The organism is Paenibacillus sp. FSL R7-0340 (genome assembly GCF_038002205.1).
Lineage (GTDB): Bacteria > Bacillota > Bacilli > Paenibacillales > Paenibacillaceae > Paenibacillus > Paenibacillus polymyxa_B.
This window is the reverse complement of the sequence record NZ_JBBOBY010000001.1, coordinates 3918796-3939915: the sequence shown is the minus strand read 5'-3', so window position 1 is coordinate 3939915 and position 21120 is coordinate 3918796. Positions and strand designations below refer to the sequence as shown.

Annotated in this window: 19 protein-coding genes and 1 other annotated feature; of the genes, 11 read left to right on the top strand and 8 right to left on the bottom strand. The window is 46.3% G+C overall.

Features of this window, described 5'->3' with window-relative positions:
• Nucleotides 1-54: 54 nt before the first annotated feature.
• Nucleotides 55-570 (bottom strand): MogA/MoaB family molybdenum cofactor biosynthesis protein, encoded by a 516-nt coding sequence (locus MKX59_RS17165; RefSeq protein WP_340858659.1) that lies wholly within the window; start codon nucleotides 568-570, stop codon nucleotides 55-57.
• A 262-nt stretch (nucleotides 571-832) separates the two neighbouring features.
• Between MKX59_RS17165 and MKX59_RS17160 the strand changes: the two genes are divergently transcribed.
• The 3 genes from MKX59_RS17160 (at nucleotide 833) to MKX59_RS17150 (ending at nucleotide 4518) form a co-directional block, all read left to right on the top strand.
• Nucleotides 833-1162, top strand: a complete 330-nt coding sequence (locus MKX59_RS17160; protein WP_023988251.1) for a four-helix bundle copper-binding protein — start codon at nucleotides 833-835, stop codon at nucleotides 1160-1162.
• A 77-nt stretch (nucleotides 1163-1239) separates the two neighbouring features.
• Nucleotides 1240-1498 (top strand) — a binding site (T-box leader).
• Between the two features lie 59 nt (nucleotides 1499-1557).
• The gene (gene argS, locus MKX59_RS17155) at nucleotides 1558-3285 is read left to right on the top strand and encodes an arginine--tRNA ligase (RefSeq protein ID WP_053325274.1); all 1728 of its coding nucleotides are present in this window, start codon (nucleotides 1558-1560) and stop codon (nucleotides 3283-3285) included.
• Between the two features lie 264 nt (nucleotides 3286-3549).
• Nucleotides 3550-4518 (top strand): S-layer homology domain-containing protein, encoded by a 969-nt coding sequence (locus MKX59_RS17150; RefSeq protein WP_068940669.1) that lies wholly within the window; start codon nucleotides 3550-3552, stop codon nucleotides 4516-4518.
• Nucleotides 4519-4643: 125 nt separating this feature from the next.
• Here the strand turns inward: MKX59_RS17150 and MKX59_RS17145 are convergent, their stop codons facing one another.
• A complete protein-coding gene (locus MKX59_RS17145; RefSeq protein WP_068940671.1) occupies nucleotides 4644-6728 on the bottom strand; it encodes an ABC transporter ATP-binding protein in 2085 nt (694 codons plus the stop codon).
• Nucleotides 6728-8485, bottom strand: a complete 1758-nt coding sequence (locus MKX59_RS17140) for an ABC transporter ATP-binding protein (RefSeq protein WP_023988255.1) — start codon at nucleotides 8483-8485, stop codon at nucleotides 6728-6730. Before MKX59_RS17140 ends, MKX59_RS17145 begins: the two co-directional genes overlap by 1 nt.
• Before the next feature lie 50 nt (nucleotides 8486-8535).
• On the opposite strand from MKX59_RS17140, the gene MKX59_RS17135 reads away from it, so the two are divergent.
• A complete protein-coding gene (locus MKX59_RS17135; RefSeq protein ID WP_226887697.1) occupies nucleotides 8536-8721 on the top strand; it encodes a hypothetical protein in 186 nt (61 codons plus the stop codon).
• A 348-nt stretch (nucleotides 8722-9069) separates the two neighbouring features.
• On the top strand, nucleotides 9070-9372 hold the full coding sequence (locus MKX59_RS17130) for a HesB/YadR/YfhF family protein (RefSeq protein ID WP_068940673.1): 303 nt from the start codon (nucleotides 9070-9072) through the stop codon (nucleotides 9370-9372).
• 133 nt (nucleotides 9373-9505) lie between these two features.
• Here the strand turns inward: MKX59_RS17130 and MKX59_RS17125 are convergent, their stop codons facing one another.
• The 3 genes from MKX59_RS17125 to MKX59_RS17115 form a co-directional block, all read right to left on the bottom strand.
• Nucleotides 9506-10018: a hypothetical protein gene (locus tag MKX59_RS17125; protein WP_023988256.1), complete on the bottom strand. Its 513-nt coding sequence runs from the start codon at nucleotides 10016-10018 to the stop codon at nucleotides 9506-9508.
• Nucleotides 10019-10133: 115 nt separating this feature from the next.
• Complete coding sequence (locus MKX59_RS17120; protein ID WP_013309978.1) at nucleotides 10134-10577, bottom strand: DUF441 domain-containing protein; 444 nt, start codon at nucleotides 10575-10577, stop codon at nucleotides 10134-10136.
• 22 nt (nucleotides 10578-10599) lie between these two features.
• Nucleotides 10600-11571: a YpdA family putative bacillithiol disulfide reductase gene (locus MKX59_RS17115; protein ID WP_023988257.1), complete on the bottom strand. Its 972-nt coding sequence runs from the start codon at nucleotides 11569-11571 to the stop codon at nucleotides 10600-10602.
• A gap of 295 nt (nucleotides 11572-11866) precedes the next feature.
• Between MKX59_RS17115 and MKX59_RS17110 the strand changes: the two genes are divergently transcribed.
• The 3 genes from MKX59_RS17110 to MKX59_RS17100 all read left to right on the top strand — a co-directional run bounded on the left by MKX59_RS17110 (nucleotide 11867) and on the right by MKX59_RS17100 (nucleotide 14466).
• The gene (locus MKX59_RS17110) at nucleotides 11867-12463 is read left to right on the top strand and encodes a DUF2087 domain-containing protein (protein WP_068940675.1); all 597 of its coding nucleotides are present in this window, start codon (nucleotides 11867-11869) and stop codon (nucleotides 12461-12463) included.
• Nucleotides 12464-12947: 484 nt separating this feature from the next.
• The gene (gene rsgA / locus MKX59_RS17105) at nucleotides 12948-14045 is read left to right on the top strand and encodes a ribosome small subunit-dependent GTPase A (RefSeq protein ID WP_076264231.1); all 1098 of its coding nucleotides are present in this window, start codon (nucleotides 12948-12950) and stop codon (nucleotides 14043-14045) included.
• An 82-nt stretch (nucleotides 14046-14127) separates the two neighbouring features.
• Nucleotides 14128-14466 carry a L,D-transpeptidase gene (locus MKX59_RS17100; protein WP_023988260.1) on the top strand — a complete coding sequence of 113 codons (339 nt, stop codon included), beginning with the start codon at nucleotides 14128-14130 and terminating at the stop codon, nucleotides 14464-14466.
• A 118-nt stretch (nucleotides 14467-14584) separates the two neighbouring features.
• Here MKX59_RS17100 and MKX59_RS17095 read toward each other — a convergent pair whose 3' ends face one another.
• The gene (locus MKX59_RS17095) at nucleotides 14585-15604 is read right to left on the bottom strand and encodes a flagellar motor protein MotB (RefSeq protein WP_256703527.1); all 1020 of its coding nucleotides are present in this window, start codon (nucleotides 15602-15604) and stop codon (nucleotides 14585-14587) included.
• A 216-nt stretch (nucleotides 15605-15820) separates the two neighbouring features.
• Here MKX59_RS17095 and MKX59_RS17090 point away from each other — a divergent pair, with 216 nt between their 5' ends.
• Nucleotides 15821-15970, top strand: coding sequence for a hypothetical protein (locus MKX59_RS17090; protein WP_023988262.1), 150 nt, complete (start codon nucleotides 15821-15823; stop codon nucleotides 15968-15970).
• 128 nt (nucleotides 15971-16098) lie between these two features.
• Here the strand turns inward: MKX59_RS17090 and MKX59_RS17085 are convergent, their stop codons facing one another.
• On the bottom strand, nucleotides 16099-16338 hold the full coding sequence (locus tag MKX59_RS17085; protein ID WP_013370782.1) for a hypothetical protein: 240 nt from the start codon (nucleotides 16336-16338) through the stop codon (nucleotides 16099-16101).
• 389 nt (nucleotides 16339-16727) lie between these two features.
• Between MKX59_RS17085 and MKX59_RS17080 the strand changes: the two genes are divergently transcribed.
• Both MKX59_RS17080 and essC read left to right on the top strand, forming a co-directional pair.
• A complete protein-coding gene (locus tag MKX59_RS17080; RefSeq protein WP_023988263.1) occupies nucleotides 16728-17048 on the top strand; it encodes a hypothetical protein in 321 nt (106 codons plus the stop codon).
• A 67-nt stretch (nucleotides 17049-17115) separates the two neighbouring features.
• Nucleotides 17116-21111 (top strand): type VII secretion protein EssC, encoded by a 3996-nt coding sequence (gene essC / locus MKX59_RS17075; protein ID WP_340858650.1) that lies wholly within the window; start codon nucleotides 17116-17118, stop codon nucleotides 21109-21111.
• Nucleotides 21112-21120 lie beyond the last annotated feature (9 nt).

Below are 21120 nucleotides of genomic sequence, written 5' to 3'. Positions count from 1 at the left end.
CCTCATGAATGTATGGGGTGCCTTTTTGTGTCGCGGCATGTAGGAAATAGGAGCTTATTTATAAATTTCTCTCATCACATGTCGTAGCTCAGGGACAATAATGCGTTCCATTGCCAAACGAACGGCTCCGCGTGAGCCAGGCATAGAAAATACAGCTGTCTGGCCCACAGTGCCAGCTACAGCCCGGCTTAATATAGCTGCTGAACCAATGTCCTCAGCAAAGCTTAAATAACGGAAGATTTCTCCAAAGCCAGGTAGTTCCTTATCCAGTAGAGAGGAGACGGCTTCATATGTAGTATCACGTGGAGAAATACCAGTGCCGCCTGTCAAAAGTACAGCCTCGATTTCATTCTGTGCCGCTGCTTCGGATACTAACTGCTGAATACCTTCGTAGTCGTCCTTGACAATGACATATCGAACAACCTTATATCCATTGGTTTCTAGTAGATCCATGAGCAGTCGTCCCCCAGTATCTGTTTCCACGGTGCGGGTGTCCGAGACAGTCACGACCATGCAATTAACCTGTTGCGGGGGTTCCTGTCGATGCTCCTCTACAGAAGACATATTCATTGAAATGCTCACTCCTTGATCGGTGGTTAGACATACACTTTTTACAATAGAGCAATGACTGAGTGTATGCAAGTCAGAAACAGGGGCTAAAAATCCATGTGATTAATATCCTTGCACTTGCACACTGGAATATAGTACACTTCCTTACATAAGTCGGGATTACTTTGTTTTTATTTTATTGAAAGCGCGCACATCAAATGATTAATCTCAAGGGTCAGCGGGTAATAGTACAGCAGGGTCAACAACTGGGAGGTAATGTAATATGAATCATTCATACCAACAATGCGTGGATGCTTGCCTGGAATGTATGAACGCTTGCAATGTATGTTACGTAGCGAGTTTGAAGGAATATGATTTAGCTATGCTGCGTGAATGTATTCGAGTGAGTAGGGAATGTGCAGAAATATGCGGATTTGCTGCTCAAATGCTGCAGCGTGGAACGGATTTTGCCGAGCAAATCTGTGAGCTGTGCGCCAAGGCCTGTGAGGTATGTGCTGCTGAATGCAGCAAGCATTCCCATGATCACTGCAAGCATTGTGCAGAAGCCTGCCGTCGTTGCGTTCAGGCGTGCCGCCAGTTGGTGGCAGTGTAATTACATATATGGAACTAGTGCCTGAAGAGGAAATAATAGGTTGCTTTCTACTGAATAGGTTTGTATAATGATTGGAATTAACGTCATGGAACGGGAGAGTAGCAGCGGAGCCGTATCATTACAGCGAGCCGGAAGAGGTGTAAGCCGGTATGAGGTCCGATGTGAAGCGCACCCGGGAGACGGTTGATCCAACGAGCAGAATTTCTAGTAGATCAGCCCGGCAGACACCGTTATTAGTCATTGGAGTGAAATCGCGATTTGTGTAAGTTAGCTTTAGCTGCACAACCGATTTACGAAGAGTGGTACCGCGGGGATATTGAAGTTCTCGTCTCTTGAATTATTTCAAGAGGCGGGGGCTTTTTTTGTTAGATTCTATAAAAAGAAGGAGAGAGATCATGTTGATGAGGATTGCTGCTCAAGCGATATTGGCCCATACGGGCTTGGAGGAGAAAGAAATTTTATCTTTATTTGAGGTGCCTCCGCAGCCTGAATGGGGAGATGTGGCGTTTCCCTGTTTTGTGCTGGCCAAAAAGTTTCGAAAGTCTCCACAGCACATTGCACTGGAATTGGCGGAGCTAGTGAATCATGAAGAAGGTTTAACTGCTTCAGCATCGGGTGCCTATGTAAATATAACATTGGATCGATCTGTTCATATTCCACTTATGCTTGCTGAATTGAGCAAGGCCGATTTCCTCAGGCCCAATATCGGGCACGGACAGCGGGTAGTTATTGATATGTCCTCGCCCAATATTGCCAAACCGTTTGGTATCGGTCATCTTCGCTCTACTGTTATCGGTGCTGCCTTGTATCGTATTCTTGGTGAAACCGGATATGTTCCAATTAGTGTGAATCATCTTGGGGATTGGGGAACACAGTTTGGCAAGCAAATTGCGGCCTATAAAAGATGGGGAAATGAGGAGCAGCTACAACATGATCCGATTGGTGAATCGCTGAAGCTATATGTTCGTTTTCATCAGGAGGCCGAGCATAATCCGACTTTGGAGGATGAAGGCCGCGAGTGGTTCCGACGTTTGGAGCATGGGGATGCTGAGGCTCAACAACTATGGGAGTTTTTTGTTGAAGTTAGTCTGGGTGAATTTGATCGTATGTACCAGCGTCTGAACATTACATTTGACCATGTGCTGGGAGAAAGTTTTTACAATGATAAGATGCAGGCAGTTGTTGCTCAATTAAGAGCAAAAGGATTGCTGGAGGAAAGTGATGGTGCGCTCGTGGTTCGTCTGGAAGACGAGGAACTGCCTCCGTGTCTTATTCTAAAAAAGGATGGGACCACCATTTATCCGACACGTGATCTGGCAACAGCGATTTATCGTCATGAAGTGATGAAGGCTGATCGGTTGCTGTACGTCGTTGGTGGAGAACAGAAGTTGCATTTTCAGCAGGTGTTTGCGGTGCTGAAGCATGCAGGGGAGGCTTGGGCGGAGCAATGTGAGCATGTGCCGTTTGGATTAATGCGGTTTGCGGGTAAGAAAATGTCCACAAGACGCGGAAAAGTTGTCAAACTGGAGGAGGTGCTGGATGAAGCTATAGCGCGTGCTCAAGCCATCATTACTCAGAAGAACCCCGATTTGCAGGAACAACAGGCAGTAGCTGAGGACGTTGGTATCGGGGCGATTATTTTTGGTGATTTAAAAAACAACCGGCTGAATGAAGTGGATTTTTCGTTGGAGGAGGCGCTGACCTTTGAAGGCGAGACCGGGCCTTATGTGCAGTATACTCATGCGCGCATTCGCAGCCTTCTGGAGAAAGCTCACGCTCGCGTCGATGTTGATAATACCAATTCTAGCGACAACGCCCTTGTCCAAGATAGCCATTCTCGTGATTTGAATGACGTATCGGATGGAATGTTGGGTGACACAGGTTGGGCGCTGCTTAAGCAGTTGGATCGCTATCACGGACAACTGATACGTGCGGTTCGCCAACTGGAGCCTTCGGTAATTGCGAGATTTGCATTGGATACGGCCCAGGCGTTTAACCGTTTTTACGCCAAGGAAAGGATTGTCGATGGTGGACAGTGGCGTATTCAGTTGGCGGAACAAACTGCCGATATTCTGGCATGCGCGCTGCAACTTCTTGGTCTGAAAGCACCGAATCGGATGTAAGCAAAGCGAACAAAGGGGAGCGAGTTTTTGCTGGCGGGATGACTGCTACCCAGACCTGGATATTCCAAAGGAATACTGTAAAAAAATAAATCGGTTACAGGCACTTTTGGGTATGTATAAAGATTGTGAGCAGAAAAGAGTTAGACGGGTACACTAAACGCAGGTATTCCACTGTTTTGCAACCAATTTGTGCATATTTGAAACATTTGATGCTTTTATTGCGTCGGTAAGTGTAGAAGCAAAGTAAACATGGAGGTGTATCTCATGAAAAAGAACAAAAGCGTGACAGCTGCCCTGCTTGTCATCTGCTCATTGGCAGTAGCTACGTCGGCCTCTGCTTTTCGTGATATAAAGGGAACTGAACAGGAGAAGATCGTAAACTCACTTCAGGACAAAGGAATTATTCAAGGAATAACCAAGGATAAATTTGCACCGGATCAAACGCTCACGTATGCACAAGGAGTACACTTGGTTGTTCGTGCAATGGATCTTCAGGTAATGCCTGATTTCACAACGGGTTCCTTTGCAAACATTCCGGCTTCTGCATGGTATGCCCAGTCCTATCGGATTGCAGCCCAACACCAAATCCCTTTGTCACCAGATATTGATCCAAGCACCCGTATGACAAGAGAACAATTTGCGAATATTCTGTATAAAGCAGTGAGTGCAACGGGTGAATATCCAACTGTCCGTATGTTAATTAATGTAGCGGATGGCAAAAAACTAGACCAGGAATCAAATGCAGCCGTTCAATTCCTGCTATTGACCAAAATTGCAAAATTGGACGAACAGAGCAACTTTAACCCGGATCGTAAAGTAACGCGGATGGAGGCAGCAGAAATGGTCTATAACGCATCCGAATTTGTACAAAGTCATAAAACGGTTGAAGCTACTCCTGAAAATCCGGCTGAGCCTGTAGATCCGGTTCAACAAAATAACATTAGTATGAGTATAGAGAAGGCAAATGACGAGCAGAACAAAGTGACAATCACCCGTCTGCAGGCACCTAATCCAGGTTACGGCATTGAAGTGGATCACATCGACTACGTAGATGATACGAATGCAGTAATTTACTACAAGCTGACTAGTCCAAAGCCAGGGGAAATGAATATTCAGGTCATTACGGATACCCACACAAGCACATTGGTAGACAGCAAGTATAAGGTTACGCTTAAAGCAGTAGATGGAACAGTGCTTCCGCCCACAGGAACAGGCACGTCTGTAGCTAAATAAAATTACGAGCCCTATGTTATAGATATAAATAAAACCAGCGAGCCTCCAATTTGTAGGGGAGACTTGCTGGTTTTTTTCATACCAAATGTTAATCGTTAGCCCTAAGCAATAGGGCTATTCAAGCTTTAAATGCTGACTTTGCCTGCAAGCAGGTCATCTTGCGCAGAAGGCGTAGCAGAGGATGAAGCCGAATCTGTTGCAACTGTTCCCGACTGGAGCTGATACATTTGGAAGTAACGACCGCCTTGAGTCATAAGTTCGTCATGGCTACCCCGTTCAACAATTTCACCCCGATGAAGTACCAAAATTTGGTCCGCACTGCGAATGGTGGACAAACGGTGAGCAATGATAAAGGTCGTACGTCCCTTCTTGAGTACCTCAAGAGCGGATTGGATGAGCGCTTCCGTTTCGGTGTCAATATTGGCAGTAGCTTCATCCAGAATTAAAATTGCGGGATCAAAGGCTAGTGCACGAGCGAAGGAAATTAGCTGGCGTTGCCCGGCTGATAAAGTGCTACCTTTTTCAATAACAGGCTCATCGAATCCTTGCGGCAAATGGGCCAGCAATTTGTCGGCTCCAACGTCATGCAGCGCTTTATTCACCTGTTCTCTCGTGATTCGGCTGTCTTCGAGACTGACATTAGAGGCTACCGTACCTGTAAACAAATATGGATCTTGAAGAACAATACCCATATGATGGCGAAGCCATTGCTTAGGGATGTCTTTGACAGATGTTCCGTCAATGGTGATCGTTCCTTTTTGCGGATCATAGAACCGGAATAGCAGGTTAATAATCGAACTTTTGCCTGATCCGGTATGTCCGACAAGGGCAACTGTTTGCCCGGGCTGTGCAGTAAAGGAAATATGTTTAAGTACATCATCCTTTTTGTAGGCAAAGGAAACGTCGTTAAACTCTACCTGGCCTTTGTAGCGCGGCATCGTGCCGTCCGTCACCGGCTCTCCAGTTTCGTCCATCAACTCAAATACGCGTCCTGAGGATACGATGGAAGTATCCAGTACGGCGAGTTGGTTGACCATACCCGTCATAGGTTGGAACAGTCGACCCAGCACATCGACGAAGGCATACAATACGCCTAGTGAAACAGCACTACCTGTAGTTCCGAGCGCCTCAGATCCGAAATACCACAACACGACGGCAAAGGCGAGATTTCTCAACACGTTGACTAAATTGTGCGAAGTGAAGGCGTTCAAATTCAGCATTTTATTCTGATGCTTCATATAATCATCATTCAGTTCTTCAAACTCTTGCTGCGTTTGTTTCTGGTGGCGGAATACGCGAATGATGGACATCCCTTGAATCGATTCATTGATAATCGCATTAATTTCACTGAGTCTGGACCGAATGATCGTATTATAGCGGGTGGCGACCTTGCGATACAATACAATCCACAAGATCAGTAACGGTACTATAAACAGAGAGATAAGACCCAGTCTGAAGTCCAGCAAAAAGAGTGCAACATATACTCCTGCCATCGTCACAATCCCTGAAGTGAAATTTGAGAGCACAGCCACAAACAAATCTTTGACTGCCTCAGTGTCATTCGTAACACGGGATACGACTTTGCCTGCAGGCAAGTTATCAAAAAAGTAAACTGGCAACCGCTGGATGTGAGCGTAGAGATCAAGCCGAAGCTTTTGAATGACCTTGTTCGCCGAGGATTGCAGCCAGTATGTTTTACCGAATTCAGCAAAAATGGAAATAACCAGGAAGAAGCAATACCAGCCAATCAGCTGAAAGATACCGGGCATTTCCGGTTTGTAAAAGCTATACAGTTCATCAGCTGTCAGAGCCTTAGCTTCATAGCGAAAGGTGTCGGAGCCGCGTGTCACAGTCAGCGTTCCGTTCGTAAAGGAGCGGTTACCGTCAGCCACTTTAACCGAGCCATCGATAAATACGAAAGATTTCCCAACTTGTAAAATCCTCGCTTCGCGACCTTTGGTCTCCCCGGACTCAAAGCGATCTTCACGCTTAAAGTGGGTTCCAGCATAGCTTACAGTTCCGTCCACACTAGTTGTTTCATAAAATGGTTTTTCAATAGCGAGCATATGGTCGTCAATCATCGTTTTGGCGATGAAGGGACCAGCGAGCTCGGCGGCTACTCCGATAGCCAAAGCGATGAGAGCGGCAATAAAGCCTGCTTTGCTCGTCAGCGCGTACTGGAATAGCCTTTTGCCGATATTAGGTTTCATTAGGATACCTCCCCTGAGGTCAGATCAGATTCCACTTGTTGCCGTTCATACTGTTGTCGGTACCATCCGTCAGCCTGAAGCAGCTCGCTGTGGGTCCCTTCCTCAATAATGCGTCCTTGCTCCAGCACGACGATCCGGTCTGCATGTTCTACAGCAGAGAGGCGGTGGGTGGAGATCAAGGTTGTTTTACCCGAGCGCTTACGTCGGATATTGTCAATAATCCTTGCTTCCGTCCGGGCATCTACTGCAGATAGTGCATCGTCGAGCAATAGAATATCCGGATCACCGATAAAGGCGCGTGCCAGCGAAACACGCTGCTTCTGGCCGCCGGACAGGGCGATACCTTTTTCTCCGACCAGTGTATCCAGCCCATCAGACAAGGTACCTAAATCCTGGTCGAAGGCAGCTGTACGGATAGCTTCCATAATGTCGTCATCATCTGCACGAGGTTTCCCGAACTGAATGTTCTCGCGCACCGATTTGGAAAACAAAATTTGCTCTTGCGGCACGTAGCCGATCCAGCTGTGTAGTTGTTCTACTGCAATGTCCTCCAGACGTATGCCGGAGATTAAAATATCACCGCTACCCGTCGGATATTCATGCAGAAGCTGTTTGAGGAGAGTGGATTTCCCGCTGCCGGTTCTACCGACGACGCCTAGCGTTTCTCCGCGTTTGAGCTCCAGACTCACATGTGACAGATTGTCAATAGTAGAAGTAGGGTAACGGAAGGTAACGTCTTTCATCCTGATGGATTCGAGGCGGTCCACTGGAACAGGTTGAGCTGCATCCTGAACGTCTGGCTGGACATCGAGAGTTTCATTGACCCGGTCCAGGGAAGCGCTACCGCGCTGCATAATGTTAATCAGCTCTCCAATGGCAAACATCGGCCAAATCATCATTCCTAGATACATATTAAAGGAGACCAATTCGCCTAGCGTGATATCGTTATGAAATACCAGATAAATACCATAACCGAGTCCAATGACATAGCTAAGTCCTACACATAAACGAATCGTTGGTTCAAAGAGAGCATCCATCCGAGCGACAGCCAGATTTTTACGAAATACATCGTCGGTAATATCAGCAAAACGTTTTTCGTCCATTCGCTCTTGCACATAGGCGCGAATGACTCGGATGCCTGCTACGGATTCCAACACCTGATCGTTCATATCACCAAATGCATCTTGTGCCAGTGTGTAACGCTCGTGAACGGCTTTACCGTAAATGCTCATAGCCAGTGCAATAAAAGGTAGGGGCAGGATAGCTGCCAGTGTCAACTTCCAACTGATTAGGGTACCCATGGCAACTAATACAACGCTCAGATAGACCGTAGAGTCTGTCAGTGTCAGCATGCCGAAGCCCGCTGTACTTGCTACGGAGCGAAGGTCGTTCGTAGCACGAGCCATCAGATCACCAGTACGATTACGTTCAAAAAATGGAGGGGTCATCCGCAGTAGATGATTCATAAAGCGTGTGCGCAGTAAGCGCTCCACCAGATTGGCACCACCAAACAGCTTGTGCATCCATATGTACGTAATGTAGTAGATGACGGCTAGAATGCCTATGATGTACAAAATATAACGCCAAAGTGAGGACCAGGAAATCGAACCGCGCACAATCTCATCAATGGCACTACCTAGTAGCCGAGGTGGAGCAAGCTCCAGCACACCAACGGCTATCAGCAAAAACAATCCAATGGAGTATCGGCTTCGTTCTCTTTTAAAAAACCAGCTTAAATTTTTAAGTACCGAAAACAAGAGGAATCCCATCCTTTCATGACAAGTTCTTTCGAGAGTTGTGTACCATTTTGAAGAAACAACAGCGACTTGCTACCACAAATATGATCCGGCAACAGGCGCAAAAAAGGCATACCGTCCGCAGACGATATGCCCTAAATCTCAATATCATATGGCGCGCAGGTATTTTCAGCACACTCACCACTGAAAAACTGCTCAAACGCAGGCAGCCACTCGTATTAAACCATACAACGTGAATGGCCCAATTCTGAAGGATGCGACAGGGGAGATGCTCCGGTATGAAGTTGTTGTGTTTGTAGATGTGGGTAAAATGCAATAGGAAATTTTAGCACCGGTAACACTCCTTTCTTCCTCAAAATGGGTTCATTCTAACATGAGTAATCGTTCAAATTGGTAATAAATTTCAAAATGGATCTCGTATGGTTGAATCTTAACACCCTTTTTTGCGAATTGTCAAACCTTTTTCAAAAAAATGTATATGACTTGTCCAAGAATCTCGCTAGGTTGGGACGGTTGGTGGTCATTCTAAAAGATGCTATGATATAGTTGGCAGACGTCATTGTACAAGGAGATGAGCATAACGTATGAGCATACAGGTAACTGAACCTGCGGCACAGTGGTACATTAAGGAGCTTAGTTTGAATCGTGGAGATGCGATCCGTTTTTTTGTTCGCTATAGCTCTGGCGGCGGGTTGCATCCAGGCTTTTCTCTGGGAATTGCCGTAGAGCCTCCGCAGCACCCCGTATTACAGCATGAAGCGGCTGGCATTACGTTTTATATGGAGGACCAGGATTACTGGTATCTGAAGGGCCATCATCTGGAAGTTAAGTATTTGGAGGAACATGATGACATTATTTACACCTATGTTGAGGATGGACAAGCTTAGCGCTCTACTGTCAATCATAGCGTGCAAATAGTTGTTCTTGGACAAGAAGAGCGGTGGAGTATCGTGTTACAGGAGATGAACCTGTACATGATGCTCCACCGCTTTTTTGTGGTTAAGGCGGGTATGTCGTATGTTAAGGGTTGTTAAGTATCGGGCCATCGAGTGCAAAATCAAAATCATCAATGTCGTACACATGTACAGGTACGGAAGCTTCGATAATGCGGTGGATCCAGTCCAATTGATCCGTCAGAATAGGTAATGATTCACGTTGAGCTGTCAACACTAGTTCAGTCTCAATTGGATCAAAATATTCTCCGTAATGCGCAGTATCAACAGCATTAATGATAATGAGTGATGTATTGGCATCGAATAGAATAGGCAAGCTCTTGGCCCAAGGCATCTGAAGGGCACGCCGAATTTTTTTCTGATTCAACGGTTCCTCAAAATAACTGATCAACTCGCTTACCTTCCGCTTCACATGTTGATCGTCCATAGGATTATCCATGAGCGGCTCTGTGCTATCCTGGAATTCGTATAGCTCTAGCAGTGATGTGTATGGCACTATATATTCCACAGGGGCGGGAGATGTAAGTAGTTGGCCGTATATAGCCACCATTACAGCTTCCGTTACAAATTGTCGAGACATCGGTCAAGCCTCCTGCATTTACCAAATTATGCGATATGAGTATACCACAAAGCGGGACTGAATTCAGCCCGACATGCAGATTGCTATCATTTATTCCTATATTTGTTGTGCGAATTTAGCTGCGGCCGATTAACAAGGAAAGCAATCCGGCAGCAATCAGAGGTCCAACAGGAACTCCTTTAAAGAAGGCAACGCCAATGACGGTCCCGATCAGTAGACCTGTCACAATAATGGGCTGTCCAGACATCAAAGTTACTCCGCGGCCGCCAAGATAGGCTACCAGAATTCCGATACCAATCGCGAGCAGTGATTTCCAGTGCAGGAAAGACTCCATCACCTGATTGATACTGATTTTACCGCTGGCTAGCGGGGTCATGACCCCAATCGTCAAAATAATAATTCCGATCGTCAGGCCATACCTTTCAAGCCAGGGGAAAGCAGAATGAAAGCTGGTTACCCGCAGCAGCAGTAATACAACCATGGCAATAGTCACGGTAGAGTTACCACTAACAATTCCAAGACCAGCCAATACCAGTAAGATAAGTGAGCTGTAATCCATACAGATGTTCTCCTTCGTTTATTTAGCTTTGGATATGTTCAGCGATTTGTCGCCCGTGCCAGCGGCCTGTTTCAATAAACACCTCATTGGCATTGCTGCCTGAAGCGATGACCCCAGCGACATATATACCTGGGATGTTCGTTTCCATCGTGGCAGGATTAAATTCTGGTTTGTCCAGATCCTCAGCCATGTGGACGCCAACAGACTCCAGTAGTTTTCGTTCCGGGTGAAATCCAGTCAGTGCCAGTACAAAATCATTTTCGAGCCGGAATGCTTCAGTGTCCAGCGGAGTGACTACGACATGGTCTGGATGAATTTCGGTAATACGTGCGCCTAAGTGCAGCGTGATCTTCCCTTTTTGTACCATACTGTCAAACAGTGGACGAACCCACGGCTTGATGTATTGGGACAACTCGCTTCGACGATATACCATATCAATCGTAGCTCCGACCCGCACCAATTCCATTGCAGCATCTACCGCAGAGTTACTGCCACCGATGACTGCGACCCGGGTTCCTGTATAGGGATGGGCTTCGCTGAAATAGTGCGTGACTTTATCCAATTGTTCCCCAGGAATGCCCAAATAGTTCGGATGATCAAAATATCCTGTAGCCACAACGACATAGCGTGACGAATACGTTTTGGTTATTTCCCCTTTGCTCAGGGTATGTACGGTAAATGTACCGTCATCCTGGCGATGAATGGACTGGGCCTCCTCATAATGCTGAATGTTCAAGTTATAATGAGTGGCTACCTTACGATAGTACGCCAGTGCTTCATGACGAAAAGGTTTATCATTAGGGGTGCTGAATGGAACATCACCGATTTCCAGTAGTTCGGCGGTGCTAAAAAACTGCATGTTCGTCGGATACAGAAAAATGGAGTGAACGATGTTGCTTTTTTCAATAATGACAGTTTGCAAACCTCTGCGGCTGCATTCGATTGCAGCGGATAGTCCGCAGGGTCCGCCACCGATAATGATTACGTCGTACATTTGGATGAACCTCCAGTTGTATTGGTTTATTACGCCAGTTTTGTAGGGTTAACATTATTTTGACGATTAAAAACGGATCTCAGGATTGAAGCAAATAGCTCAGTATGTGAGAAGTTTTCAAATAATAATCCTACCGCAATGCGAACACAATATCCAGCCGTTTTCAGAAAGTGATGATGGAAGGTGAAGATTGACAGCTACTTTTAGTAAACATATAATTAGATATATATCTATTTTATGTGATTAAATTCGCTTGCATAGCAAGTATGTACTAGTGAAAAGAGGTGCAATAACGATGCAACTGGATAAAATGGTCAATTATCATAAAGCACTTGCTGATCCAACGCGTATGCGAATATTACTTCTTTTGTCCCGTGGGGAGATGCATGGCCAAGCTTTGGCGAAAAAGCTGAATTTGTCTCAGCCGACTGTTACACATCATGCTTCCAAACTCCGTGAGGCTGGGCTGATTAAGGAACGACGTGATAAAAACACGGTGTATTTTACACTGAATCCAGAGCTGATCCGGCAGCATGCCGAGGCGACGGTGCGATTTATTTTCGAAAAAGGAGAGGGGGAGGAAGAGATGTCAGAGTTGAATGAAACGCTGGAGGCGTCGGTCTTACGCAATTTTTTTTCCAAGGACGGCAAGTTGCGCCAAATCCCTGCGCAGTATAAGAAAAAATTAATCGTACTTCAGATGCTGGCAGAAAAGCTGGAGCCAGGCCGCATGTATCCTGAACGTGAATTAAACGAGTGGATCAAGCAATACCATGAGGATTTTGCAACGATTCGGCGTGAGCTGATTATGCATCAGTTTATGTACAGGGAACGGGAAATGTACGAATTGAACCCGCGTGAGATGTGGACGCGCTGGGATCAAGTACACTAAACGAAACTTGACAAAGATTTCAAAAAAGTTTCGTGGGCAGCCTTGACAGACAATTGATGGACTTGTATGATAAAGGAAATTTTAGGAGGAGGCGATGTTATATGCGTACGAACATGAATGGATGGGTTCAGCAGCAGAATGACTTGTCTCCCGCACGGACGATGCACGGTTAAAGACTGTATAGATCTATAGTCTTGGCTTAGCAGTTGGTTGGCAGTAGAACCAACGAAATCCGCAGGGAGTGATTCCCTGCGGATTTTTTATGGTTAGGCATCTTGTTATCCAGTTGCTGGTTCTGGGGAGTGGTCTGTGAAGACTGCTTGCTTAAGTGAACGAACGGATCACATCGGCCTGAATCGTATACCCTCCGCAGGGAAACCCCTGCGGATTTTTTGCGTTGTTTGCATGCGGGGAGAAAAATGTATACCTATCGATCGAATAACACTACGATCAAAAAAATAATAATGATTTCAGGAGGAAAACAATGAGTATACATGAATACGGTTGGTCTGATTACTGGAACGGTTTTTGGGACCAATGGAAGCAAAGTTTTGAGGAACGCGTAGGAAATACACAGGTACGTCCTGCCCGCTTGATTGCCGATTATGGACAAAAGGTGAAACTTATCACAATGGATGGAGAACGCTGGGGAGCGGCTTCAGGTAAGCTACGACATGCTATTGTCGATCCGGCGGAAATGCCTGCCGTAGGGGACTGGCTAGCAATCACTACGCCAGATGAAGTGTCGGATGCAGTCATCCATGCCGTCTTGCCACGGAAAAGTCGAATATCTAGACAGGCCGCGGGCTTTGAGACGAAGGAACAGCTGATCGCTACCAATGTGGATACGTTGTTCCTTGTTAATGCGTTGAATCATGATTTTAATATGCGCAGACTGGAACGGTATTTAATTATGGCTTGGAACAGCGGGGTAAACCCAGTTGTCGTTTTGAGTAAGAGTGATCTTTGTGAAGATGTCGAACAACGGGTTGCTGAAGCGGAGGGAGTTGCCCCTGGTGTACCTGTTATCGTTATTTCTGCTTTGCAGAACGAAGGCAGAGAGCAACTGGAGGCGTTTCTTCAACCTGGCTGTACAGTTGCTTTGACAGGCTCTTCCGGTAGTGGAAAATCCACGATAGTAAACTGGCTCTCCGGGTCTGAAGTTCAACTGACACAGGATGTGAGGGAGGAAGACAGCCGGGGCAGGCACACAACCACTCACCGACAGCTTTTTCCCATCGCAAAGCAAGCCGTTTTGCTGGATACACCTGGTATGCGCGAGTTAAATCTGTGGGATGATTCCATGGGGGTCGCTCATACCTTTACGGATATTATGGAAACGGCGCAGCAATGCCGTTTTGCAGATTGCAAGCATAAGGGCGAAGCTGGATGTGCAGTGGAGGAAGCTATAGAGAGAGGAGAATTGTCGGAATCCAGAGTGAACAATTATCGCAAAATGCAGCGGGAACTGGAATATCAGGCGCGTAAGGAGGCAGACCGGCGCAGGAAAGATAGCCGTTCAAGCACAACCCCGGGTCGTAGGGATCAGCGAAGCGGCTGGCGACGTGATGTGGAGTGGTAAGCCGAACTGCAGTGAAGCATCAAATGTAAAAATATAAGAAAATCTATGTTGTAGTCGGCATAGGGTATAAAGGGGTGAATATATGCCGAACTACAGCATTGTGGTGGATTTATCGGATCGTCGTTTATATTTGAAAGATGGAGATCAGATTGTTCTTAGTTATCCAGTCGGTATTGGCAAACTGGCTACACAGACACCGCATGGGCAATTTACGATTATTAACAAACAGCCCAATCCCGGCGGCCCTTTCGGAGCGTTCTGGATGGGGCTGTCCAAGCCGCATTATGGCATTCACGGCACCAATGAGCCATGGTCCATTGGCAAGATGGTGTCACATGGCTGCATTCGAATGCAGAATAAGGATGTGCTTGAGCTTCAGGAAAAGGTAAGTATAGGCACGCCAGTCACGATACAGCCGTAGCGGCTAGACGACACTAGATTCTGTATCTACTCAGACGTGGATACCGCGTCATAGGCTGTATCTGTGAAGCGTATTTCATGACGAACGGCCGTAACTTTAAGTTAGATGCTGTGTTTAGTTACGATTTGGGTTGGATAGGGATACGGGCTTCAATCTGTTTGGAGCCCTCTTTGTCGTCTGCGGATTTGACTAACGGTCCCGAAAGACGTTCTCCTTGTGTACCATACGCCTGTTTGGCGTTGGTCCACATATCTTCGTTTGGTTCGAAACTTATGACTATGGTGTAACGGTTGGCAAGGCTCGGCTTTTTGACCCTCATGCTGAAGGAGCCGTCAGGCATAACTTTGGTTTGATCATCGTAGCCAAACTGCCATCGTCCCGGAAAATCAATCGTGAGTTTGACGTCCGACCCTTCCAGCAAATTGCTGCGCGCATATACATGATAATAGTTACCTTCTTGCTTCACATCAGGCTTAATCCACACTTGAGGGCTACCGTAGTCCTTAGGTTTGTTCCAGACGGGCTTAACTAAAGGGGTATTGCGTTCTTGTTCAGGATCAAATTCAGCCCCAATCCGAACTTCATGCAGAAGCTGTTTGTTTTCTTCGTATTGATATACATAAGGACCTTCCAATTTGTTGCCACCGCTACCATACAGATTTCGTATTTCATTGTCTTGGTCATCCGGACGGAACAGAACAGTCAGATCCATACTGCCCTGTATACCTGGGCGTTGTACCTGAAGTACAAAACTTCCGTCCTTTTGAATGGTGGTCTCATCCGTGTACCCAGTTAACAGGGAGTTTTTGACCGCAAGATTCCCTTTGATCCGTGCTCCGGCCGGGAGGTTGGAATGTCCTGTAACTTTCACGGTATTTTTATCAATGCTAACGCCACCTGATATTTCGACATAGCTGCTGCCTTGCTGATGAATAGGTGTATGATTGGCAGCTCGTTCATCAAGGGATGATGCGCCTTGGTTGGGATTGCCCGTTACGGTGTAGGCACGTGCTTCAGCTTCATGTTGGGCCATACTCCGGGTTGAAGCTTTGTCCCTGCTGCATGCAGCCAGCATCGTTAGGATTAAGAATGCACATAAAAGGTTCCAGCCTATTTTGGTAATCATGTGTTTAATCATGGTTTCTGCTCGCTCCTTGTCCATAGCTTCCAGACTTAACGTGATAAAATTTTCGAAACTTTATGTATTTACCCTAATTAAAGGGTATGTAATCCTGCCTGCTTTATCCTATAAGGAACGTACCTGTTTAAACAACGTACAGAATGGTTAAAAATGGATAGCCTGATCATCCCCTTGAAAAGCAGGGGCAGCTTGCTGTAAAGGAGCCTGAGTCATATGTCCATTGACCGTTTTATCTTAAAAAAGCTGGACAACTGCCGGGAAGAGCATACACGCGCTAATTTACTAGAACTGTTTAGAATACGGATTGAGAAGGCGCAGAATAAGGAACGAGGCGGTAAAAAAGGTTATCGCAGAATACTTTAAATAGAGTCTGATCAAATGCATAAGCTGCGGTAAGTCACATGTATCATGTTTCAAAGTTGCTGATATGGAGAGGGTGCTGAAATGCCCCTCTCTTTTTTGTGTCTAATGTGGACAAAAAAAAGTCCCTCTTAATAGAGGGACAATGCCAATGAATCATTTTCACTAACGCTATGCAGGATGGCTTCACAACCGACAATCTCTATACTGATCAAAGAGTTAAGACATTTTTGAAGGGCACGTTTGCCGCTGGAGATTTTATTCTCCAAAGTGTTACTTAGAAGTTTTAAAGTTTTTTGTACCGGTTGCTTATTTTCTTGATTGAAGTATACGGGAATACGTTTGTTTTGAAATGTAATTAATGTTCTCACAAAAATCACCTCGCCTGAGTTATTTCATGGCTTTATTGTAGTGCCCGTTTCTTAAAATTACCTTAAAAACACCTTATAAAAACATAAAGGTCTGAAAAATTTACAAAGTGTTCACAACAGCCTAGGGAACAATCGAATTTAGTTCTAACTAATCGACAAAATGACGTATATAGCCGTATTAGAAACGATTAAATACATATTATTGATACCAATGACTCTACTAATGTGAGAGAATATGACTAAAGTCGCTGTTTTATTTTTAGAGTGGGTATTTTGTAACAAATTGACAGTCTAATAGTCGGATGCTACAGTTACGATAGCCATTTTTCCGTAGAAATAGGCTTTTTGCGTGAACTTTGCCATATATTAAGGATCGGGAGGGATGACAGATGATCCTGACCGTGCTTTCAGGACGACAGGAAACAGAGTGGTTTGACATCGAGGTAGCTGACGAATACTCGGTGGAACATTTAAAGCTGATGCTGGGTGTGCGCATTTTCGGCGAGCCTCCGGCGGAAGGCATGCAATATATTATGGAAGCAAAGTTTCCGGAAGGGCTTTGGTTCAGGGTGGGAGATAACCAGCTACTCACAGGATCAGGCTTACGGGAAGGCTGTACTGTGCGCATTCAGCGCGCTTTTTCGACAACTCAGGACGAAGCGCCTGTGTATGGAAGGCGTTCTCTGTTTCAAAGTGAAAAAAATGGGTAAATACACACATGAAATTATATGAAACCTTGGTAAAATGAAATAGTAAGCGAAAAGGGGGACTTTTGTCTTGAATGCATTATACCAGCGATCCCCGAGATTAAGGCCGGCGCTCCGAGAGGAGAAGCTGGAGATTTTACGGCCTCCGGCTGAGCCGAGCAAGCCGTCTTTTTCTATTATATCTATACTTATTCCGTTAATGATGACGTTGGTGACTATAGGCTTTTACGTATATATGAGCAAAACAGGCAAGATGGGTAACAGTAACTATTTGATGTTCCAGATGGTCACCGTGGTCATGATGCTTACATCTTATACGATTCCTTTTTTCGTCTATTTAAATAATAAGAAGGAATACAAGCGCAATCTGGAGGAACGGGACCGGATGTACCGGGAACAGCTTCAAAAGCATCGTGAAGAACTTGAAATGAAACGCGAGGAGCAAATTCGCACACTATATGAAATTCACGGTGACCCGCAAATATGCACTCAAATCGTCAAAAACCGCAATAGTTCACTCTGGGAACGATCACCGGAGGATGAGGACTTTTTGCAGGTGCGTATTGGGACTGGACAAGTTCCCTTTCATATTAAATTGCAAATCCCACGTCCAGATGGTTATGACCGAGATCCTTTGTTGGGAGCTGCGGATGAACTGGAAGAGGAATTTCGTCTGGTAGACGCTGCTTCCATTGCATTACCGCTGTTTCAATCCAAAGTGGTTGGATTGGTTGGCGACCGGGAGCATACCCTTGCTGCGTTAAGAGTCATTTTGGCACAGGTGACGGTTCGTCACTCGCCAGATGAAGTGAAAATTGCTTCCTTCTATGACGAGCGAGAGGAAAGTGAATGGACTTGGATGCGCTGGCTTCCACATGTGTGGGATGATGACCGCATCCAGAGAATGATGTCAGACCGCAGTAGCAGTGCACATCAATTAGCTGATTTTCTGTTTGCCAGACTGAACCGTCGTAAAAATAATCGCAATGATCGCCAGGGCAAAGGAATGGAAGTCCCGTGTTATATCGTTGTTTTATCTGACACCCAGCTGATTGAGGAAGAACCGTTGCTGCCGTTGTTACTGGAGGACGGTCGAGCCATTGATGCGTGTACGATTGTGCTGGCTTCTCGTAAAGAGGCTTTGCCGATGCAGTGTCAGCTGATTGTGGAGGCTTCCAAAGAGCAGGGCGTATATGCCCGCAAATCAGAATCGGCGGAGGTTGAACAGCAAAGTTTTAAACCGGATCGTTTGTCAAAAGAGGAAGCCGATGCATTGGCGAGGTACATGGCTCCTATTCGCTTGAAGCGTTCCTCTGCTTCTGACATTCCCGCTGTGCTACCTCTGTTTGATATGATGAGCGTAGCGAGTGTGGAAGAACTGGACGTGGCAGATCGGTGGCGACGTAACCGCCATCCCGATACCTTACCTGTGCCGATGGGCGTGCGAGCAGGCGGTAAGAGGATTATGATTAACCTGCATGATAAGATAGAGCGTCAAGGACATGGTCCCCATGGCTTGATCGCCGGTACAACGGGTTCAGGGAAGAGTGAGGTTATCCAGTCCATCGTAGCCTCGCTTGCTGCCGAGTTTCATCCGCATGATCTTGCTTTTATGCTGATCGATTACAAGGGTGGAGGCATGTCCAACACGTTCGTTAACTTGCCGCATGTTGTGGGTACGATCACGAACTTGGACAATAATTTGATTGAACGCGCCAAAATATCTCTTAAAGCAGAACTGGTTCGTCGACAGAAGATATTGAACGATGCAGGCAATTTACAGCATATTGATGAATATTACAGACTACTCCAGCAGCGGCAGGAACAACCGCTGCCTCATCTGGTTATTATTATTGATGAATTTGCACAATTAAAGCGGGATCAGCCAGAGTTTATGGACGAGCTAATCAGTATTGCCGCGATTGGGCGGACACTAGGTGTCCATTTGATTTTGGCGACGCAAAAGCCCGCAGGTGTCGTAGATGATAAGATCTGGAGTAACTCCAGGTTCCGCATCTGCTTACGGGTGCAAAGCGAAGGTGATAGCCGTGACATGTTGAAAATACCGAATGCCGCGTGGATTACGAAGCCGGGACGAGGATATTTCCAGGTCGGTAGCGACGAGGTGTTTGAAGAGATGCAGTTTGCTTGGAGCGGTGCGCCGTATATAGGCAACAGCGATATTTCTTCTGCACTACCTGTACATGAAGTGAGACTGAACGGGAAACGTGAAGCGCTACTGACGGGCGGCGAACGGGCAAGCTCAGGCTTAAAAGGAGAAGAAGCCCCTAAACAGCTTCAAGTATTTATTGATTATATTGCGAATGAGGCTGCTAAGGCAGGGATCGAACGACTTCAGGGACCGTGGCTTCCGCCGCTGCCTGAATTGCTGGATTTAACAAATCTGCCGGCATGCACCGAAATAGATAGTACATCATCACCTTTGGAGTTGAAGGCCCTTATTGGTCTGGTGGATGATTTGCCGAATCAGCGGCAGGAGCCAATTTATGCATCGCTGGATCATGGTCATTGGGCTGTGTATGGCATGCCGGGCATGGGAAAAACGACCTTTTTGCATACATTGCTGATGTCCACGGCTCAGCGTTTTGCAGCGAATCATTGGAACGGGTATATCATTGATATGGGTCGAACGATGCGCGACTTTGGGGAACTTCCCCAAATCGGGGCTGTTATGATGGCTGAGGAGGATGACCGGATCAAGCGACTGTTCCGTTATCTGTTCAAGATGGTGGCCGTACGCAAGGAAATGCTTTCCGAGGCTGGTGTCAAAACAATAAGCTCTTATCGACGTTCTGCTGTTGAGGATATTCCGCAAATTGTCGTAGTTATTGATGGATATCTTAATTTCCGTAATGCTTATCCAGATGAAAATGAACTGCTGGAATCTCTTTTGCGAGAAGGAGGCAGTCTAGGTATTACGTTTATCATTACAGCGAATCGGATTACCGATGTGTTTGAGAAATTCCGCAGTAACATACCGAATGCTGTTTCTTTTGAAATGTCCGACCCGAGTGACTATTACTATGCGGTAGGACGACCAGCCAAAACGCCAGGACCGTTAATTCCAGGCCGCGCTCTGGTTAAAGGGCATGTTCCTCCGCTGGAGTTCCAGACGGCATTGCCTTCACCAGGAGAAGATGAGGCGGAGCGATCAGCACGGTTACGTCGCAATATTGCTGGCATTGTGCAGGAATGGAAAGGCAAGCACGCACCAGCCATCCTCCCATTACCTGAGCGGATTCCACTGTCGGAACTGCTTCAGCAGTGGGATCGAACAAGTGGACCATCGGGTGCACTTCCTTATGAAGTACCTGTAGGTCTACAGAGTGACGATCTTGAGCCTTTTCTCCTGAATCTGAAAGAAGGGCCCAATTTTATAGTGGGTAGTCCAATGGAGGGTGGAAAAACCTCTTTTCTAATGAGCTGGATTATATCGCTTGCTTATTACACATCACCCGATCAATTGGAGGTCTATACGATCGATACACGCTATGGAGGCGGAGGACTATCTAGATTACGGCATCTTCCTCATGTTAAGGCTGCTGCCGAAAGCGAGGAAGAAATGGGACCTCTGGTACAGAAAGTGTATGATATCGTTCAACAGCGGAACAAGGAGGGGAATGATCCCGAATTGCTCCTGGTCATTGATGATGCGGATATGTTAAGTAAGCAACTGAACGATTTTATGATAAAGGATCAGCTCTCTGCCATTGTACGGTTGGGACGTGATCGCAATGTGCATGTCGTGCTCTCGGGTGTGCCATCTGATTTCCCTACCTTTGGTGTGGACTGGTTTAATGATGTCAAGGCAAGCCAAAGCGGTATGCTATTTGGAACACTAGATTCGAATGATCTATCGTTCTTTCGTATCCCTTATTCGGAGGCGAACGCCGCTGCTGGTGGCCTAAAAGTCCTGCCACCTGGGCAGGGATACTACGTACGGCGCAAATTTACCAGGATAAAAGCGGCAATTCCCTTCTCAGAGCAAGTGAGCTGTGAGGATTGGATAACGAAAATTCGTGACCGATGGCATGTTGTAGTTTGAAGGGAGGTG

Excerpts from the sequence above, each read along its gene's own strand:
- MKX59_RS17165 (WP_340858659.1), bottom strand. The coding sequence starts at position 570 with ATGAATATGTCTTCTGTAGAGGAGCATCGACAGGAACCCCCGCAACAG.
- MKX59_RS17160 (WP_023988251.1), top strand. The coding sequence starts at position 833 with ATGAATCATTCATACCAACAATGCGTGGATGCTTGCCTGGAATGTATG.
- argS (WP_053325274.1), top strand. The coding sequence starts at position 1,558 with ATGTTGATGAGGATTGCTGCTCAAGCGATATTGGCCCATACGGGCTTG.
- MKX59_RS17150 (WP_068940669.1), top strand. The coding sequence starts at position 3,550 with ATGAAAAAGAACAAAAGCGTGACAGCTGCCCTGCTTGTCATCTGCTCA.
- MKX59_RS17145 (WP_068940671.1), bottom strand. The coding sequence starts at position 6,728 with ATGAAACCTAATATCGGCAAAAGGCTATTCCAGTACGCGCTGACGAGC.
- MKX59_RS17130 (WP_068940673.1), top strand. The coding sequence starts at position 9,070 with ATGAGCATACAGGTAACTGAACCTGCGGCACAGTGGTACATTAAGGAG.
- MKX59_RS17125 (WP_023988256.1), bottom strand. The coding sequence starts at position 10,018 with ATGTCTCGACAATTTGTAACGGAAGCTGTAATGGTGGCTATATACGGC.
- MKX59_RS17120 (WP_013309978.1), bottom strand. The coding sequence starts at position 10,577 with ATGGATTACAGCTCACTTATCTTACTGGTATTGGCTGGTCTTGGAATT.
- MKX59_RS17115 (WP_023988257.1), bottom strand. The coding sequence starts at position 11,571 with ATGTACGACGTAATCATTATCGGTGGCGGACCCTGCGGACTATCCGCT.
- MKX59_RS17110 (WP_068940675.1), top strand. The coding sequence starts at position 11,867 with ATGCAACTGGATAAAATGGTCAATTATCATAAAGCACTTGCTGATCCA.
- rsgA (WP_076264231.1), top strand. The coding sequence starts at position 12,948 with ATGAGTATACATGAATACGGTTGGTCTGATTACTGGAACGGTTTTTGG.
- MKX59_RS17100 (WP_023988260.1), top strand. The coding sequence starts at position 14,128 with ATGCCGAACTACAGCATTGTGGTGGATTTATCGGATCGTCGTTTATAT.
- MKX59_RS17095 (WP_256703527.1), bottom strand. The coding sequence starts at position 15,604 with ATGATTAAACACATGATTACCAAAATAGGCTGGAACCTTTTATGTGCA.
- MKX59_RS17090 (WP_023988262.1), top strand. The coding sequence starts at position 15,821 with ATGTCCATTGACCGTTTTATCTTAAAAAAGCTGGACAACTGCCGGGAA.
- MKX59_RS17080 (WP_023988263.1), top strand. The coding sequence starts at position 16,728 with ATGATCCTGACCGTGCTTTCAGGACGACAGGAAACAGAGTGGTTTGAC.